The 16,774-nt window shown below is 38.7% G+C and carries 15 protein-coding genes; 7 read left to right on the top strand and 8 right to left on the bottom strand.

The features are described 5' to 3' along the window. The first annotated feature begins 151 nt into the window (after positions 1-151). The gene (locus tag AN490_RS22330) at positions 152-1,423 is read left to right on the top strand and encodes a dihydroorotase (RefSeq protein WP_300007153.1); all 1,272 of its coding nucleotides are present in this window, start codon (positions 152-154) and stop codon (positions 1,421-1,423) included. A 130-nt stretch (positions 1,424-1,553) separates the two neighbouring features. Further along, positions 1,554-2,990: an FAD-binding domain-containing protein gene (locus AN490_RS22325; protein WP_300007151.1), complete on the top strand. Its 1,437-nt coding sequence runs from the start codon at positions 1,554-1,556 to the stop codon at positions 2,988-2,990. 130 nt (positions 2,991-3,120) lie between these two features. Here the strand turns inward: AN490_RS22325 and sppA are convergent, their stop codons facing one another. Continuing rightward, complete coding sequence (gene sppA / locus AN490_RS22320) at positions 3,121-4,938, bottom strand: signal peptide peptidase SppA (RefSeq protein WP_300007150.1); 1,818 nt, start codon at positions 4,936-4,938, stop codon at positions 3,121-3,123. 25 nt (positions 4,939-4,963) lie between these two features. On the opposite strand from sppA, the gene AN490_RS22315 reads away from it, so the two are divergent. Then, positions 4,964-5,116, top strand: a complete 153-nt coding sequence (locus tag AN490_RS22315) for a hypothetical protein (protein ID WP_300007146.1) — start codon at positions 4,964-4,966, stop codon at positions 5,114-5,116. On the opposite strand, the gene fni is transcribed toward AN490_RS22315, so the two are convergent. Together fni and purE are read right to left on the bottom strand one after the other, a co-directional pair. After that, the gene (fni, locus tag AN490_RS22310; RefSeq protein ID WP_300007143.1) at positions 5,055-6,110 is read right to left on the bottom strand and encodes a type 2 isopentenyl-diphosphate Delta-isomerase; all 1,056 of its coding nucleotides are present in this window, start codon (positions 6,108-6,110) and stop codon (positions 5,055-5,057) included. The two genes, AN490_RS22315 and fni, sit on opposite strands and share 62 nt — an antisense overlap. Before the next feature lie 27 nt (positions 6,111-6,137). Further along, on the bottom strand, positions 6,138-6,650 hold the full coding sequence (gene purE / locus AN490_RS22305; protein ID WP_168697343.1) for a 5-(carboxyamino)imidazole ribonucleotide mutase: 513 nt from the start codon (positions 6,648-6,650) through the stop codon (positions 6,138-6,140). Between the two features lie 19 nt (positions 6,651-6,669). On the opposite strand from purE, the gene AN490_RS22300 reads away from it, so the two are divergent. Together AN490_RS22300 and nagA are read left to right on the top strand one after the other, a co-directional pair. Beyond that, positions 6,670-6,795 (top strand): hypothetical protein, encoded by a 126-nt coding sequence (locus AN490_RS22300; protein WP_300007140.1) that lies wholly within the window; start codon positions 6,670-6,672, stop codon positions 6,793-6,795. A gap of 31 nt (positions 6,796-6,826) precedes the next feature. Then, positions 6,827-7,978 (top strand): N-acetylglucosamine-6-phosphate deacetylase, encoded by a 1,152-nt coding sequence (gene nagA, locus AN490_RS22295; protein ID WP_300007137.1) that lies wholly within the window; start codon positions 6,827-6,829, stop codon positions 7,976-7,978. 115 nt (positions 7,979-8,093) lie between these two features. On the opposite strand, the gene AN490_RS22290 is transcribed toward nagA, so the two are convergent. After that, positions 8,094-8,807, bottom strand: a complete 714-nt coding sequence (locus AN490_RS22290; protein ID WP_300007135.1) for an ATP-dependent Zn protease — start codon at positions 8,805-8,807, stop codon at positions 8,094-8,096. Between the two features lie 129 nt (positions 8,808-8,936). On the opposite strand from AN490_RS22290, the gene AN490_RS22285 reads away from it, so the two are divergent. Together AN490_RS22285 and AN490_RS22280 are read left to right on the top strand one after the other, a co-directional pair. After that, the gene (locus AN490_RS22285) at positions 8,937-10,301 is read left to right on the top strand and encodes a cytochrome 450 (protein WP_300007133.1); all 1,365 of its coding nucleotides are present in this window, start codon (positions 8,937-8,939) and stop codon (positions 10,299-10,301) included. Between the two features lie 21 nt (positions 10,302-10,322). Next, entirely contained in the window at positions 10,323-11,969 is a 1,647-nt protein-coding gene (locus tag AN490_RS22280) for a lipoxygenase family protein (RefSeq protein WP_300007130.1), read from the top strand. Positions 11,970-12,266: 297 nt separating this feature from the next. On the opposite strand, the gene AN490_RS22275 is transcribed toward AN490_RS22280, so the two are convergent. From AN490_RS22275 to AN490_RS22260, 4 genes are all read right to left on the bottom strand, one after another. Beyond that, positions 12,267-13,313 (bottom strand): radical SAM protein, encoded by a 1,047-nt coding sequence (locus tag AN490_RS22275; RefSeq protein WP_300007128.1) that lies wholly within the window; start codon positions 13,311-13,313, stop codon positions 12,267-12,269. 125 nt (positions 13,314-13,438) lie between these two features. Beyond that, complete coding sequence (locus AN490_RS22270) at positions 13,439-13,669, bottom strand: hypothetical protein (protein ID WP_300007126.1); 231 nt, start codon at positions 13,667-13,669, stop codon at positions 13,439-13,441. 488 nt (positions 13,670-14,157) lie between these two features. Further along, a complete protein-coding gene (locus tag AN490_RS22265; protein ID WP_300007124.1) occupies positions 14,158-16,065 on the bottom strand; it encodes an ABC-F family ATP-binding cassette domain-containing protein in 1,908 nt (635 codons plus the stop codon). 70 nt (positions 16,066-16,135) lie between these two features. Beyond that, positions 16,136-16,552, bottom strand: a complete 417-nt coding sequence (locus tag AN490_RS22260; RefSeq protein WP_168651326.1) for a DUF1824 family protein — start codon at positions 16,550-16,552, stop codon at positions 16,136-16,138. Positions 16,553-16,774 lie beyond the last annotated feature (222 nt).

Raw genomic sequence — 16,774 nt, 5'->3', positions numbered from 1 at the left:
AGGGGTAGGGGGAGTAGGGGAGTAGGGGAGTAGGGGAGTAGGGGAGTAGGGGAAGTAGGGGAAGTAGGGGGAGTAGGGGGAGTAGGGGGAGTGAAAAAGAATTTTTCCCATGACCAATGACAACTAACAACTGACAACTGACAACTGACCAATGACTAAAGAACTATTAAAACAAGTAAGAGTAATTGATCCTGTGCAGAAAACTGACACAGTAACAGATGTATTAATTATTGATGGTTATATTCAAGAGATCGTCCCACAAATTACAGATTTTAGTGCTGATACTTCTATTCGTGATTGTCAAGGCTTAATTCTTGGGGCTGGATTAGTTGATTTATATAGTCATTCAGGCGAACCGGGATTTGAAGAACGAGAAACTTTAAGTTCTTTATTACAAGCTGCCGCTGCTGGTGGTTTTACTAGAGTTGGTGTTTTACCAGATACATCACCACCCATTGATAAACCTGCTTTAGTGACACATTTACAGCAACAGAGAGATAGGGAAAAACCTTGTCCCCATTTGCACATCTGGGGGGCAATTACCTTGGATTTAGCAGGTAAACAATTAACAGAGGTAGCAGATTTAGCCGCAGCGGGGGTTGTGGGTTTTACTGATGCTAAACCTTGGGACAATTTGGGGATAGTTAGACGGGTTTTGGAGTATCTGCAACCCTTTGGCAAACCGGTGGCTTTTTGGCCATGCGATCGCCATTTAGCGGCTAATGGTAGGATGCGAGAAGGTGCGGAAGCCTTGCGAATAGGTTTACCCCCGATTCCAGCCAGTGCGGAAACAACGGCTATTGCCGCATTATTAGAATTAGTTGCGGATATTGGTACACCAGTCCACATTATGCGTGTTTCCACTGCTCGCAGTGTCGAATTAATTGCTCAAGCTAAAGCTCAAGGTGTGCCTGTTACCGCTAGTACCACATGGATGCACGTTTTACTAGATACAACAGCTATTAGAAGTTATCACACATCCTTGCATTTAGATCCGCCCTTGGGAAATCACCAAGATATGCTATGCTTGCGGGAAGCGGTAAGAACAGGGGTAATAGATGCGATCGCTATTGATCACGCACCTTATACTTATGAGGAGAAAGTTCAAGCCTTTGCCGAATCACCACCGGGGGCAATTGGTTTAGAATTAGCATTACCCCTACTTTGGCAAAATCTCGTAGCGACTGGGGAATTTACAGCTTTGGAATTATGGCGCGTTTTGAGTCATCAACCTGCGGCTTGTTTACAACAAGAAGTTAAAGCGATTCAACCCGGTGAAAAAGCCGAGTTAACTTTATTTAATCCTCTGCAAATTTGGCAGGTAAATAAGGCAAATCTTCAGACACTTTCTTATAATACTCCTTGGTTTGGTCAAGAAGTTACAGGTCGGGTTGTGCAAGTTTGGTGTAATACTAAATTGTAAGATTTTAAGATTATTTGAACGCAGATGAACGCGGATAAACACAGATAAATATGAATGATGATTATTCTGTGCAGCTTTACATAAAGTTGGTATAATCTTATTTAGTATATCAGAACTATATTAATATTCCATGTCTGATCTAATTCTGTTTTGGCATCGTCGAGATTTACGCATTTCTGATCATACGGGACTAGCTGCGGCTAGAGAAAAAAGTGCGAAGATTGTGGGTGTATTTTGTCTAGATCCCCAAATTCTCGAAGGTGATGATATTGCCCCTGTTAGGGTAAAGTATATGATGGGGTGTTTGCAATCTCTTCAGGAAAGATATCAGCAAGCGGGTAGTCAATTATTGATTTTACAAAATGATCCTGTTATTGCAATTCCTAAATTAGCAGCAGCATTGAAAGCAAAAGCAGTATTTTGGAATTGGGATGTTGAACCTTATTCCCAAATAAGAGATTTAGCAGTAAGTGAGGCTTTGAAAGTTGAAGGAATTGAATTTCTTAACTATAATTGGGATCAATTATTGCAATCTCCAACGGAAATTTTTAGCGGTGCAAAAACTCCCTATACTGTTTATACTCCTTTCTGGAAAAATTGGATTACTAAATCTAAAGCTAAACCTGTTAAAACTTTAGCAAATCTAGAGAATTTAACAGCTAAAGAAGAAGAAATTGCTCAACAAGAGGGAACAGTTAATTTACCTGCTGCTGAAGATTTAGGTTTTATTTGGGATGCAGAATTAATAATTTCTCCCGGAGAATTGGCAGCACAAGAAAAATTAGATAATTTTGCAAAATCTGCTATTAATGGATATCAAGAACAGCGGAATTTTCCCGCAGTTGATGGTACATCTCAATTAAGTGCAGCTTTGAAGTTTGGTATCATTGGTATTAGAACTATTTGGCAAACTACTATAGAAGCCTTAGCAAATAGTAATAGTGAAGAAGTAAATGCCAGTATCCAAACATGGCAAAAAGAATTAGCATGGCGGGAATTTTTTCAACACGCTATGTACCATTTTCCAGCCTTAGCTAATGGTGCATATAGAGATACTTTTAAAACCTTCCCTTGGCAAAATAATGAAACATATTTTCAGGCTTGGTGTGAGGGCAAAACAGGTTATCCTATAGTTGACGCGGCTATGCGGCAATTAAATGAAACAGGCTGGATGCACAATAGATGTAGAATGATTGTTGCCAGTTTCTTGACTAAAGATTTAATTATTAATCCCCAATGGGGAGAAAAATATTTTATGCAGAAACTCATTGATGGTGATTTATCTGCTAATAATGGAGGTTGGCAATGGAGTGCTTCTAGTGGTATGGACCCCCAACCATTACGCATTTTTAATCCAGCTAGTCAAACCCAAAAATTTGATGCAGAAGCAGAGTATATTCGGCAATGGATACCAGAATTGCGTTATGTAGATCCAGAATATTTGGTAACTGGGAAAATTCCCCCGTTAGATTATTATGGAACAAATTATCCGCAACCAATTGTTGATCATAAACAACAGCAAGCTTTATTTAAGCAGTTATATCAGCAACAAAAAGCTGTTAGTTAATTAACAAGTAGTCTGTTAAAGACATTTTAATGGTTAATGGTTCTATTCCTCCCCTGCTCACCCTGCTTGTCTTCATCCGTCATTTTTGGATTGACAGACTACTAGGAGGAGTTGGATTAATAATTATTCCCTATTCAATTTTGAAGTTAACGGGTAAACGAGTATAAATCCCTTGAGGGTCATTCATTGTTTGTAAAGTTTTTATTTCCTGTTGTAATTTTCCCAATTCATTTATGAGGGGGTTGGAATTTTTAGTTTGGGTTTTTTCTATTCCTAGTTTGGCTTTTGTTTCATCTAATTTTTTACCAAATAAGCGTTCTGGAAATGTACTAACTCTGGGATATTCTTGTATTTCCCAATCAGTTCCTAATTTTGCTTGTTTAGCTGCATATTCAATGGCTACATTTAAACCACCAATTTCATCAACTAGACCGATTTGTTTGGCTGCTGTTCCTGACCAAACTCTTCCTTGGGCGATTTCTGCTACTTTTGCAGTTGGGATTTTCCGTCCTTGGGAAACTTTCTCCAAGAATAGGTTATAAATGCGGTTAACACTGCGTTGATAAACTGCTAATTCTTGAGGTGATTTAGGACGGGAAATGGTTTGTTGATCTGCATATTGGGATGTTTTCACGGAATCCCAAGTTATGCCATTATTATTGCCCAATTTTTGACCATTAAATAATACGCCAAAAACACCAATAGAACCTGTAATTGTGTTAGCTTGGGCAAAAATGCGGTTGGAATCACTAGCAATCCAATAACCACCGGAAGCAGCCACATCTCCCATGGAAACGATGACGGGTTTAATTTGACGAGTTAATTTGATTTCTCGCTGCATGATTTCGGCTGCGGTAGCACTACCACCAGGGCTATTAATTCTTAAAACTACTGCTTTTATTTGATTATTTTGCCTAATTTTTGAGAATACTTTTGCAAAGTTATCACCGCCAATTTGTCCTTCGTCACCGCTACCGTTGACTATTTCTCCTTCTGCATAAACAATGGCAATTTTATGATCTGAATCTAAGGATTTTCCAGGAACTTCTGCATAATTACTCAAGCTGATTTTTGTGAATGTTTTATCTTTTTCCTGCTTACCAGTTAATTTTTTCAAATCAGTAAATACTTGATCTTCATAAGCAATTGTATCTACTAAACCATTAGATTTAGCTGCTGTGGCTTCTAAAATTGGTTGACTATTAGCGATCGCTTGCAATTTTTGGGGTAGAATGTTTCTACTTGTACCCACAGATTTCCGCCACTCTCCCCACACATCATCTAACAATTTCTGCGTTTGTTCCCGGTTCTCTGGGCTGAGTTTATTGAGGATTAACGGTTCTACTGCACCCTTAAATTTACCAACCCGCACAATCTGCACCCCAACACCGTATTTTTCAAATGCTCCCGCTAAGAACATTGGTTGTGAACTTAAACCGTTCATTTCCATTGCTCCCATAGGATTAACTACGATTTGATTGGCTACGGAACTTAAATAATATTCTTTTTCACTCCAATCTGTACTATAAGCAATTATTTTTTTGCCAGTTTTGCGGAATTTTTCTAATGCTTGACGGATTTCTTTCAAGGAAGCATAACCAACTGCACTATTAGCATTAGTTCCATCTATATAAATACCCACAATATTTTGATCACGTCCGGCTTTATCTAAGGTTTCCACAATTTTGCGAAGTGTGATGTTATTTTCTTCAACACCGCTAAAAGTTTTTTGCAATAATTGACTGGAATTAGGTTCACTATCGGTGATATTCATAGACAAGTCGAAAACTAAAACTGACTTATCTTTCACTGTTGGGGTTGAACTTTGAGAACTAGCAACCGCAATTAATATTAATAAGAATCCCACTGTGCTGACTCCAGAGAAAATTGTCAGTCCTAGTAAACTGCCAATTAAACTTGCTAAGGTTTGTTTAAGAAAATTATTCATTGGTTATTTATAAGTCAGTTGTTAGTTGTTAGTAGGGGCGAAGCATTTAGAAGATAAATTATCGATCATTGCCAAAAATAGTTCTCCAAATGCTTCGCCCGTACAGTTGTCAGTTGTTATTTGTCAATTATTAACTGTAAATTTTGAGATTGTTTTAATTTATACAGATTGGTGTTAGCAGTGCAAAATAAGACAGTGGTGATTTCGGCAATTAATACCTCTGTCAATTCTACTACAGCCGCTTCCGATACTGCTGCTGCTTTGAGAAAGGGCATTGCTAAACCAGCAATATCAGCCCCTAAAGCGATCGCTTTAGCCACATCTAAACCATTGCGTAAGCCCCCAGATGCAATTAAGGGAACATCGGGATCATGCTCCCGAATACTGGCAATACAATCGGCTGTGGGTATCCCCCAGTCCCCAAATGTTTGCCCCAAACGCCGCTGTAAGACAGTTTCTGCCCGTTCACTTTCAACCATTGCCCAAGACGTACCACCAGCGCCAGCCACATCAATAGCTTGCACTCCCACAGCTATCAGTTTTTCTGCCATAGTTGCAGAAATTCCATTACCTACTTCTTTGGCAATTACGGGAACTGGTAAGTTGTTGCACAAGTTAGATATTTTGTCAAGTAATCCATGAAAGTTAGTATCACCCCTGGGTTGAATGAATTCCTGCAAAGGGTTAATATGTAAAATCAAAGCATCGGCTTCCACCAGATCAATAATTCGCAAACATTCATCAATACCATAATCATAATTAAGCTGTACCGCGCCTAAATTAGCAAAGAGGAGAATATCCGGCGCATATTTACGAACAGCAAAGGTATTTGCAACTTGGGGTTTTTCCACTGCCACTCTTACAGATCCTACACCCATTGCTAATTTGTATTCTTGGGCAACTTCGGCTAGACGACGGTTAATAATTCCCGCTTGTTCTGTACCTCCCGTCATGGAGGAAATTAACAAAGGTGCATGGAGATATTTTCCCAAAAATGTCGTACTCACATCAATATCCTTACCATCAATTTCTGGTAAACAAGTATGGGTAAAGCGATATTTTTCTAACCCAGTGGTAATTACTGGAGATTGGACATTATCTTCTAAACAGATGCGGATATGATCTGCTTTGCGATTTTGGGTTTGGGCTGAGGTGTTAATAGGAGGGTTCACGGCTTATATATGAAATCATGTTAATATCTATTGTTGCAAATATTTTTCATATCCAAACTGATCTAGTTTAGCTTGCTTTTCCATGACCATATTACAAAGACTTTGGCGATAAACTTGCACTTTTTCGAGTAATTCTGGTTGGTGAGTAGCAAGAATTTGGACAGCTAAAAGTCCAGCGTTTTTAGAATTTCCAATAGCGACAGTAGCAACAGGTATTCCTGCTGGCATTTGCACTATAGAATATAAAGAATCCACACCTTGTAAATTTCGAGTAGCGACGGGAACACCAATAACAGGTAAAGGAGTTAAAGATGCTACCATACCAGGAAGATGTGCCGCACCACCTGCACCAGCAATAATTACCTTGATACCGCGTTGATGTGCAGTTTTAGCATATTCAAACATTCGTTCTGGGGTACGATGGGCAGAGACAATGGCAACTTCAACTACAATACCAAATTCTTCGCAAATAGCGATCGCATCCTTCATTGTAGGCAAATCGGAATCACTACCCATGATAATACCAACTTCGAGACTCATATAATTTAGGGACTGGGGATTGGGGACTGGGGAAGTAGAGGAAGTAGGGGAAGTAGGGGAAGTAGAGGAAGTAGGGGAAGTGGGGGAAGTAGGGGAAGTAGGGGAAGTAGGGGAATATTTCTTCCCAATGACAACTGACAACTGACAACGAACAACGAACAACTGACAAAAATACCATGCTGGCAAATGTAGATATTATCAACGCAAAAGTCCCCGGTTATCAAGATTTACAAAGAATCTTAGTTAACCAAGCAGGCATAATTGAGCAAATTATGTCTATGAATACAGCATGGGAAAAAGTTGTACGACAAGACTTACAAGTTTTAGATGTGTCTGGAGACTGGATTTCTTTAGGTGGTGTGGATTTACAAATTAATGGTGGACTGGGTTTGGCCTTTCCAGAATTAACAGTAAAAAATTCCTCTATGCTGCCAAAAATCTCTTCATTTCTTTGGGAAGCAGGAGTTGACGGTTATTTACCAACCTTAGTGACCACCTCTATCGAAAATATTCAGCGATCGCTTGCCATTCTCGCCAATTATACCCCCAATTCTCCAACCTCCGCAGAAATTCTCGGAGTCCACCTCGAAGGACCATTTTTAAACTACTACAAACGCGGCGCACATCCAGCCGAGTATCTTCTTCCCCTCACCATAGATCAAATTAAACGTGTATTGGGAGATTATGCCCATATCGTCAAACTCATCACCCTCGCACCAGAATTAGACACCACCGGGAAAGTCATCCCATATTTGCGTTCTTTGGGAATCACCGTCAGCTTAGGACATTCTCAAGCCACCGCAGCGGAAGCCCAACAAGCCTTTACTCAAGGTGCTACAATGATAACTCATTCCTTCAACGCCATGCCACCCCTACACCACCGCGAACCAGGGCTATTAGGCGCAGCAATGAACAATCCTGATGTGTTTTGTGCTTTTATTGCCGATGGTCAGCACGTTGCCCCGATGATCTTAAAAATTCTTCTGCGTGCCAGTGAAAGATTATTCATTGTCAGTGATGCCCTTGCACCATTAGGATTACCCGACGGCATCTATCCTTGGGATACCCGACAAATAGAAATTATCAACGGTACAGCCAGATTACAAGATGGGACATTAACGGGAACAACCCTACCATTATTAGTGGGAGTGCAAAATCTGGTCAAATGGGGAATTTGTGACGTAGAAACCGCCATTAGCCTCGCTACGGACGCACCTAGACAAGCTATTAATTTACCAACATTTGCCGCTAATCAGCCCGCTCATTTATTACGCTGGAACTGGGATCAAATTGGCAAAGAACTCTCTTGGAAACGGTTAACTGCCTGATATTCGGGCGTGAACATACCAGAATTTATAGGATTTGAGGATTTTCAGGACGCAAGAATTATAAGGAGAATGCCGAAAACCCTTGAAGGTGCGTCCGATTCAGTGTCAAAGATTTCTAGTGATAACCGCTCATTTTCTCCCCGTCTGGAGTGCCTTTGTGTGAGGTAATTATTTCTAAACACTCGACAATCGAAGCTCTTTTTCTCATTGCTGTCACCAAAGCTTGATAACTATCCCAATTTTCCTGAATCAGATTTTTAGATTGAAGAAGATGAAACCGTTGTTTTTGCTGATAACCTGCTGCCGAAAACCCGATAACTTGCAAAAATTCATTTAACTTAATTTTATCATCATTGCCACCTTCAGCCGAATTGAAAACCAAAGTTTCCGCCGCAATTCCCGCCATCCAAATAGTACAATAACGGTCTAACATTTGAGCAGTAATTTGACTTTTTTCTATTTGCGCTGTTAACTCCCTATCTTCTAAAGTTATTCCCCCTTGTCCTGGTTGTCCTTTTTTCCAAGCTTCCCACGCGCTGAGAGTGTAGCTAGTCACCGGAATTCCTAACAGGTAAGCCACGAGAAAATGACCTGCTTCATGATGTAAAATGCGTTCTTTATATTCTGGAGAAAATCGCGCCACTAAATCTAATACTATCGTTCCTCCCTTTCCCTGAAAGCTGAAATTATCTAAAGTTGCAATTCCTAAAAATGTCACAGTAGCTAAAGCTGGTATCGTTGGGGAAAGATGTATTAATGGTCCTAACAGGCTGGAAAAAGTCATGAGAAAGACGAATATAGCAACGAGATTTATGGCAGTTTGGCTCATGGGAAGTTTTTTTAAGAAGTTGTTTAAATATAATAGAACATAGATCCCCGACTTCTTAAAGAAGTCGGGGATCTGAACATCTTGATTATGGACTAAATTTATTTATACTTAGGAAGAAAAATAACCTTTATGCAGCCAACTACCATACCAAAAACCAATCTTCAGCCATCATTGTTAGACAAAGCCCTGAATAACTTTCAGGCTTGGGCAATAGAGAACCCTCAAAACCTAGTCAGCCGTACCTTTCTACCTATAATCAGTTTTGTAGAGGGAACAATTGCCAATAATCCACCTTACCTAGATAGGAAAAGGCAAGTGCTGGGGGATGCCTTTTGTTGTGCAGGGGAAGTAGTCTTAGGAGACTTTAAAACCCTAGAAACCGCCTTAACCTCACCCCAAGCCCGTGACTGGAGACTAGGAACTTCCATGCTTAGTTCTAGTCATGGTCCAGGAGTTGATCAAGGAGGTCGCAATGTTCTTTTAATTACTCTCTCAGACGCAGCCGCCGGAGGGGAAAATTATCATGCTTTCCGTAAGTGTGTTGATAATTACTTCTTTAATGAAGAAATGGTAATGCGTCAAAATGATCAAGTAGCACAACGGTTGTTCAATAAGTTAGCGGCTGATTATGTAGATAGAATTACCAATAATACTTTAGAAGAATTTTTCAATAATGATCAAGGGGATTGGATGGGCTTTTTAGTCCGGTATCTTCACTATGTTATTTTTGGTATTAATCCTGATGATCAAGCAACAATAAAAATTATTACAACCTTGCACTATACCAAAAGGGGAACATTATATTATTTTGCTGGCAGCAGTAGTTTAGAAAAGTTAAATATATGGGGATTTCGTCAAGTTCCTGAACTGGTAGAGCAAGTAGCGACGATTTACGAAAATTCTCCAGCCTTAGCTAATTTTCAAGAGAACGACCCTAAATATCATAAAATGACGCGGCGAGAACTTGCAAAACTGATGGTGTCTTTAATGAGTATTGCCGGGTTGCAAGGGCCACTACACTTGGGAAAAACAGCATTGGGTTATCAATCCCTTCCTGCTTACCAAGGTCGTCAAACTGATAAAATTGACATTAAGAGTTATTGGGACAGGCTCGATCTTAATGATCGTCCTAGTATTCAACTTTTTCTGTTAGAATGCGCCCGTCTGTTTATGCCTGTAAGTGCCTCCCACCGAGTTGCTACAGAACCATTTACGGTGACATTGGCGGGTAAAGCGCGAACCTTTCCGAAAGGAACTAAAATTTTAATTCCTATGCTTTTGGGGATGTTAAGTGAAGATTTTTGGGGAAAAACTGCTTATGAATTTAATGCAGACAGAGAAAATCTTTGCCCTTTTCACATGGGTTTTAATTCCGTTGGTTCCCGTCATGCTGGCCGCATTTGTCCGGGGAAAGACTTAGCATTAGAAATGTTGACCAATGTTATTATTAGCGTGGGTAAAGCTCGTCGCTCTTACTTAAGCCAAATATCCTAGTCCATATCATAAATAAATATCATGCAGCCATTTCTACCTCAAAATGACCCGAACCCCGCACAACGCCAATCTTGTCTAGAGAAAGGACGCAAAGAGTATCAATTCATGTATGATTTTTTGCCTCCTATGGCGATGCTCAAAAGCGTACCTCCCGCAGAGAATTTCTCTACTAAGTATATTGCTGAACGGACATTAGAGGCAGCAGAACTTCCTCTGAATATGATGGCTGTTAAAACTCATGCTATGTGGGATCCTTTAGATGAATTGCAAGATTATGAGGACTTTTTCCCAATTTTGCAAAAACCTAATGTGATGAAAACCTATGAAACCGATGATTCTTTCGCCGAACAACGGCTTTGTGGGGTGAATCCGATGGTTTTACGTCAAATTAAGCAAATGCCAGCTAACTTTGCCTTTACCATCGAAGAATTACAGGCTAAGTTTGGCAATTCTATTAATTTAATCGAAAGATTGGCAACAGGAAATCTATATGTCGCTGATTATAGATCCTTGGCGTTCATTCAAGGTGGCACTTATGCCAAAGGAAAAAAGTACCTACCAGCACCTCTGGCCTTTTTCTGTTGGCGCAGTTCGGGCTTTCAAGATCGAGGACAATTAGTCCCTGTAGCCATTCAAATCAATCCCAAAGCAGGTAAAGCCAGCCCCTTGCTGACTCCTTTTGATGACCCTTTAACCTGGTTTTATGCTAAGTCCTGCGTGCAAATTGCTGATGCTAATCATCATGAAATGAGTAGCCATTTATGTCGGACTCACTTAGTAATGGAACCCTTTGCTGTTGTCACCCCGCGTCAACTGGCTGAAAATCATCCTCTGAGAATATTACTCAGACCCCATTTCCGGTTTATGTTGGCTAATAATGATTTAGCTCGCAAACGTCTGGTTAGTAGGGGCGGTTTTGTGGATGAATTATTAGCAGGAACTCTGCAAGAATCATTGCAAATTGTGGTAGATGCCTATAAAAGTTGGAGTCTAGACCAGTTTGCTCTACCCAGGGAACTCAAAAATCGCGGTGTAGATGATGTGAAAAACTTGCCACATTATCCTTATCGGGATGATGGAATTTTGTTATGGAATGCGATTAATAAGTTTGTATTTAACTATTTGCAGCTTTATTACAAGAGTCCAGCAGACTTGAAAGCAGACGGAGAACTACAAGCTTGGGCGCGGGAATTGGTGGCTCAGGATGGTGGTAGAGTTAAGGGTATGAGCGATCGCATTGATACCTTAGAACAATTAGTTGAGATTGTTACTACTATCATATATATTTGTGGTCCTCAGCATTCGGCGGTTAATTTCTCCCAATATGAATACATGGGTTTTATTCCTAATATGCCCCTAGCTGCTTATCAAGAAATTCAACAAAACGGTGATATTGAAGACCGTCAAGCCCTGATAGATTTTCTACCACCAGCAAAGCCCACAAATACCCAATTATCAACTGTGTACATACTTTCAGACTATCGTTATGACAGACTGGGATATTATGAAGAGGAAGAATTTACAGATCCAAATGCTGACCAAGTTGTGAATAAATTTCAGCAAGAATTGAGTGTGGTACAGAGAAAAATTGAATTGAATAATAAGGGACGTTTAGTAAATTACGAATATCTCCAACCCGGACTTATTCTCAACAGTATTAGTATTTAACTAATTTCAGAATAGACAAAACCCCATCTTTAATAATATTAAAATGGGGTATTTTATTCTTTATCATTCATTATAAACAAATGATATGATAGTTTCTCGTTCCCATACTCTGTATGGGAATGAATTACGGAAGGCTCTGCCTTCATTGATACTAAATTATGGAGGCAGACCATACTCTGTATGGGAATGAATTACGGAAGGCTCTGCCTTCATTGATACTAAATTATGGAGGCAGAGCCTCTCAGTAGCATTCCCAGTCGAAGACTGGGAACGAGGAAACGAGAAAAAAATCCTTTTTTACACAGCAACAGACTTTCTTGATAAATTAGCACTAATTTCATCGCTACTGGGTAATGAAACTAAAGGACAACCTAATGTTTCAAAATCAAGGGTTTCAATTCCACGAACCCAAGGAGCAAAACGCCCTGGTATAAGTTTAAGCTGACCATCTGGCTGTAAAGTACCAACGTCATTACGTTCATCTGTAAGCGCTACTGTACATTTACCGACTTTTCCATTAGCACGAATCATTAAAGAGTTAGGACGGGAAGCGTAACAAACATAGTCTGCTGGTGTATCACCATTCTGTGATGATTTTAAATCATCACCAAATAATTTAGATTGAAGTATTTTATTAGCTGCTTCCTTCTCAGTCTCTGAAAAAACCTTGATTGAACTATCATTAGGTCCACCAAGATGCTCAATACCTTTAAATAAAATAGAGAACCTGGAATCGGGTAAAAATTCTCTTTTAATATCTTCCAACAGAGGATCAAGAAAGTTAAATGTATCTGGATTAAAATGAAGACGTAACAAGATGGCAACTGGTAATGAACTATCCCGTATTGCTAGTAAATTATTCCAAATTTGCTCAAATGTACCTTTACCATCTGCTCGAATCCGGCTCTGATCATGAATTTCCTTTGGTCCATCAAGGGAAATTTGGTAATGTGTAACCCCTACATTAGCTAAAGCAGAAGCAGTATTAATATCTAGTAAATAACCATTGGTTGTCATAGATCCTGAATACTGCAAATGAGAATTTTTGGCTGCTAAAGATGTAGCATATTCAGAGATATCTAAAACAATATCCTTAGCAATCAGGGGTTCACCACCAAACCAGGATAGATTTAAAAAATTCAACTTTGAAGATCGTTTGTCTAAAAGAGCTTTGATACCTGAGATTACTTCAGGTTTCATTCTCCCTATGGAAAAATCTTCATAGCAATAAATACAACGAAAGTTACACTGTTCTGTTGGCAAAATGATTAATTCAAAAACTTTATCTGATATTAATCGCGCACGTACCAAGTTGGCTTGTTTTACAGTTTCTATTATTGTCATCTGAGAAATTCCTTATGTTACCCTTCGCAATTTCTTGTAGGTTGGGTTAAGCAACAGCTTAACCCAAGGCATTTGTTGGGTTTGATGCTATGAAATCGCAGCTTATTTAGTGAGCGAAATCGCAGCTATTGTAGTGCTTTTACTTTTACAATTACAGTTTCAGTTTTAGTGACCGTACAGTTACCGATGTTAAAACCTGTAGAATCAGGAGAACATTTACCGATGTTAAAACCTCTACCACCAGTTATCATGTTAAGTTCTTCAGGCGTTAACTCTTGAAGCGCCCCTGCTAATGCTGGATCATTTACTAGTAATTCTCCATCTTCATTAATTTCAAAGATTTGAATATTAGCCATCTTGGTATTCTCCTTGGTTTAAAAAATCAAAAAATCTGGAAATGTTGTAATTTTTCATTTCCTGACTACATCCTATTAAAAATAAAAACATCTGTCTAGAGACTTAGACAAAATAAAAGTGACATAATTGTTTCAGTTTTGTCACCTTCAATAGCTTGATGATAACAGCATTTTCCGCACAAATATCCGTAAAATTGCCCTTTTAGGTTGAAAATATCACTAAAAAATAGACAATTACGGACTGAAAATAGCCAAAAAAAGGGACATAATTGCTGCAATTTTGTCACTTTTGCCTATTAACTTAAATATAAATAGATCCCTAAATTATTAAATAAGTTGGAGCTATATATTAGCTCTTATAAGCATAAATTATATGAGATATGCAATTTATTTTACATAACTACCTAATCAGATGGTGGGTTACGCTTTTGCTAACCCACCCTACGTATATTTGAAGATTTCAACAAGACGATTAATTTAATTGCAACCTAAGAATCCATTTCCGCTAATTCCAACCAGCGTTCTGTGGACAAATCAATATTTTTCTTGAGAGTTTCCACCTCTTCATATAGCTTTTGCACTTGGCTATAATTTCCAACCACAGTTGTTAATTTCTTTTCTGCTGCTGTTTTTTCTGTTTCTAACTTGGCAATTTTATGTTCTAATTCCTCAAATTCCCGTCTTTCCCAATTGGATAACCTCCGGGCTTTTTTAGTCTCTGCAACTGGAGATACAACCTTTGATTCTACAATTACAGTTTTTGACGGTTCTTGTTTTTCTGCTTCTTCAGCTTTTTTATAATCTAAATAGATGGAATAATTACCCGGATATTGACGTAAACCTCCACCTTCTTCTAAGGCAAAAATTCTGTCTACTGTCCGATCTAAAAAGTAACGATCATGAGAAACTACAATCACACAACCATTAAAATCTTCTAAATAGTCTTCTAATACTGCTAATGTCTGCACATCTAAATCATTAGTCGGTTCATCCAAAATCAACACATTGGGCGCACTAATGAGAATCCGTAATAAAAATAAACGGCGTTTTTCTCCACCAGAAAGTTTATTAATGGGTGCATATTGTTGATTTCCTGGAAACAAAAATCTCTCTAACATTTGGGAAGCAGTGATTTTTGTCCCGTCGGAAATTTGAATAAATTCTCCTTCTTCCTTAATGTAATCAATCACTCGTTGATTATCATCTACAGCCGTCAACAATTCTTCTGAATGTTGGTTAAAATAACCAATATGAATTGTAGTCCCAATTTCCACACTACCGGAATCTGGTTTGATTCTGGCAGTCATAATATCCATTAAAGTAGATTTACCTGCACCATTACCGCCAATAATACCAATCCGATCTTCTGGACTAAATTCATAAGTAAAATTATGAATTAAAGTCCTGTTATTGTAGGCTTTACTAACATTTTTGAGTTCAATAACCTTCTTACCAATCCGTCGGCCAACGGTAGAAATATCAACCTTACCATTAATTTCTTTAAATTCAGTATCTCTCAATTCATGAGCGCGATCAATTCTGGCTTTTTGTTTGGTACTTCTAGCTTTTGGGCCTTTCTTTAACCATTCTAATTCGCGGCGTAAAAGACCTTGATGTTTCCGCTGAGTGCTAACAGCAGATTCTTCAGCTAAAGCTTTCTTTTCTAAATAATAGGAATAATTACCTGTGTAATTGTAAATATCACCTCGATCAATTTCGATAATTCTATTAGTAACTTTATCTAAAAAATAACGATCATGAGTAATTAATAAAAGTGCGCCGCGATAGCGATTTAAATAACTTTGTAACCATTCTACAGACAAAGCATCAAGATGGTTTGTTGGTTCATCCATTAATAATAAATCAGGTTCTGATATCAAGGCTGCTGCTAAAGCAATTCGTTTGCGATATCCCCCTGATAATGTGCCAACTTTCACATCAAAATCAACAATTCCTAACTTTGTTAAAATGATTTTGGCGTTAGTTTCTACTTCCCATGCACCAGTTGCATCCATGCGCTCCATCACAGTAGAAAGACGAGACATTAACTGACTATCATCGGGATAATGTGCCAATTTATCAGATAATTCTTCATATTCTTTGACGAGGTTCATTTGTTCACCACTATCAGCGAATACCTGTTCTAAAACAGTGTGATTTTCGTCCATATCGGGCTGTTGAGGCAAGTAAACAATTTTTGCCCCAGAATTCACTAAAATTTGCCCACTATCAATTGATTCTAGTCTAGCAATCATTTTTAATAAAGTTGATTTACCAGAACCATTAGTGCCGATTAAACCAACTTTATCATTAGTATCAAGGCTGAAATTAGCATCTTTTAAAAGTTCTTTAATTCCAAAATCTTTCTTAACTGACTGTAATGTAACAATGCTCATATTATGCGGTAATTAGTGATTAAGAATGAGGTGGGCATAGCCCACCCTAAAGATGATTGTAAACGAAATTCTAGACAAATAAATCGAGGGGTAAATGTCCATACATCTCGTTAACTCCTCCCTCTTGATAAGACTGGCAAGATACTAACACTCCCCGATGATGTCCAGCATAGGAATCAAGATAACACAAGCCATTTTTGCCATTTAACTTGATGTAAACTGGGCCTTCTGGTTGTGGTAAATCAATTGGTGCTTGATAACCCAAAGCGCGAGAATAGGTTTTCATGGCTAAAATTCCCTCTGCGGCTGTATCAGCACAAATACCTAAGATTTGATAATCAGTAAGACTGGTGAGAAAAATTAATGCCTCACGAGTGGGAACTTTTTCGGACGGTTTAAGAATGGGGGCAATATCCAGACAGTTAAATTTGTTGAGTATTTTCTTGGCTTCTGGGAGTGAGAGTTGCTGATGATTGGGAGTAGACATAATATTGATTTGTCTAGTTTTTACGTCTGGTTCTGGTTTTGGGAGGGAGATTTGCTCAACATTACTGGCATTTTTGCACAAAATCAAGATTGATATGGCATATTCCCTAAGTTTTAGGAGGAATATTTGCTGTTTTGGTAGTCTTCACTGAAAATTAGCACATCTGGTTTATTGATACGGTTATTATACCCTGCTGTTTGCTGCGGGGAATAATTATTTTAG

Source organism: Anabaena sp. AL09 (assembly GCF_001672255.1).
Classification (GTDB): domain Bacteria; phylum Cyanobacteriota; class Cyanobacteriia; order Cyanobacteriales; family Nostocaceae; genus Dolichospermum; species Dolichospermum lemmermannii.
The sequence above is the reverse complement of the archived record's forward strand: the minus strand, read 5'-3'. Positions and strand labels throughout refer to the sequence as shown.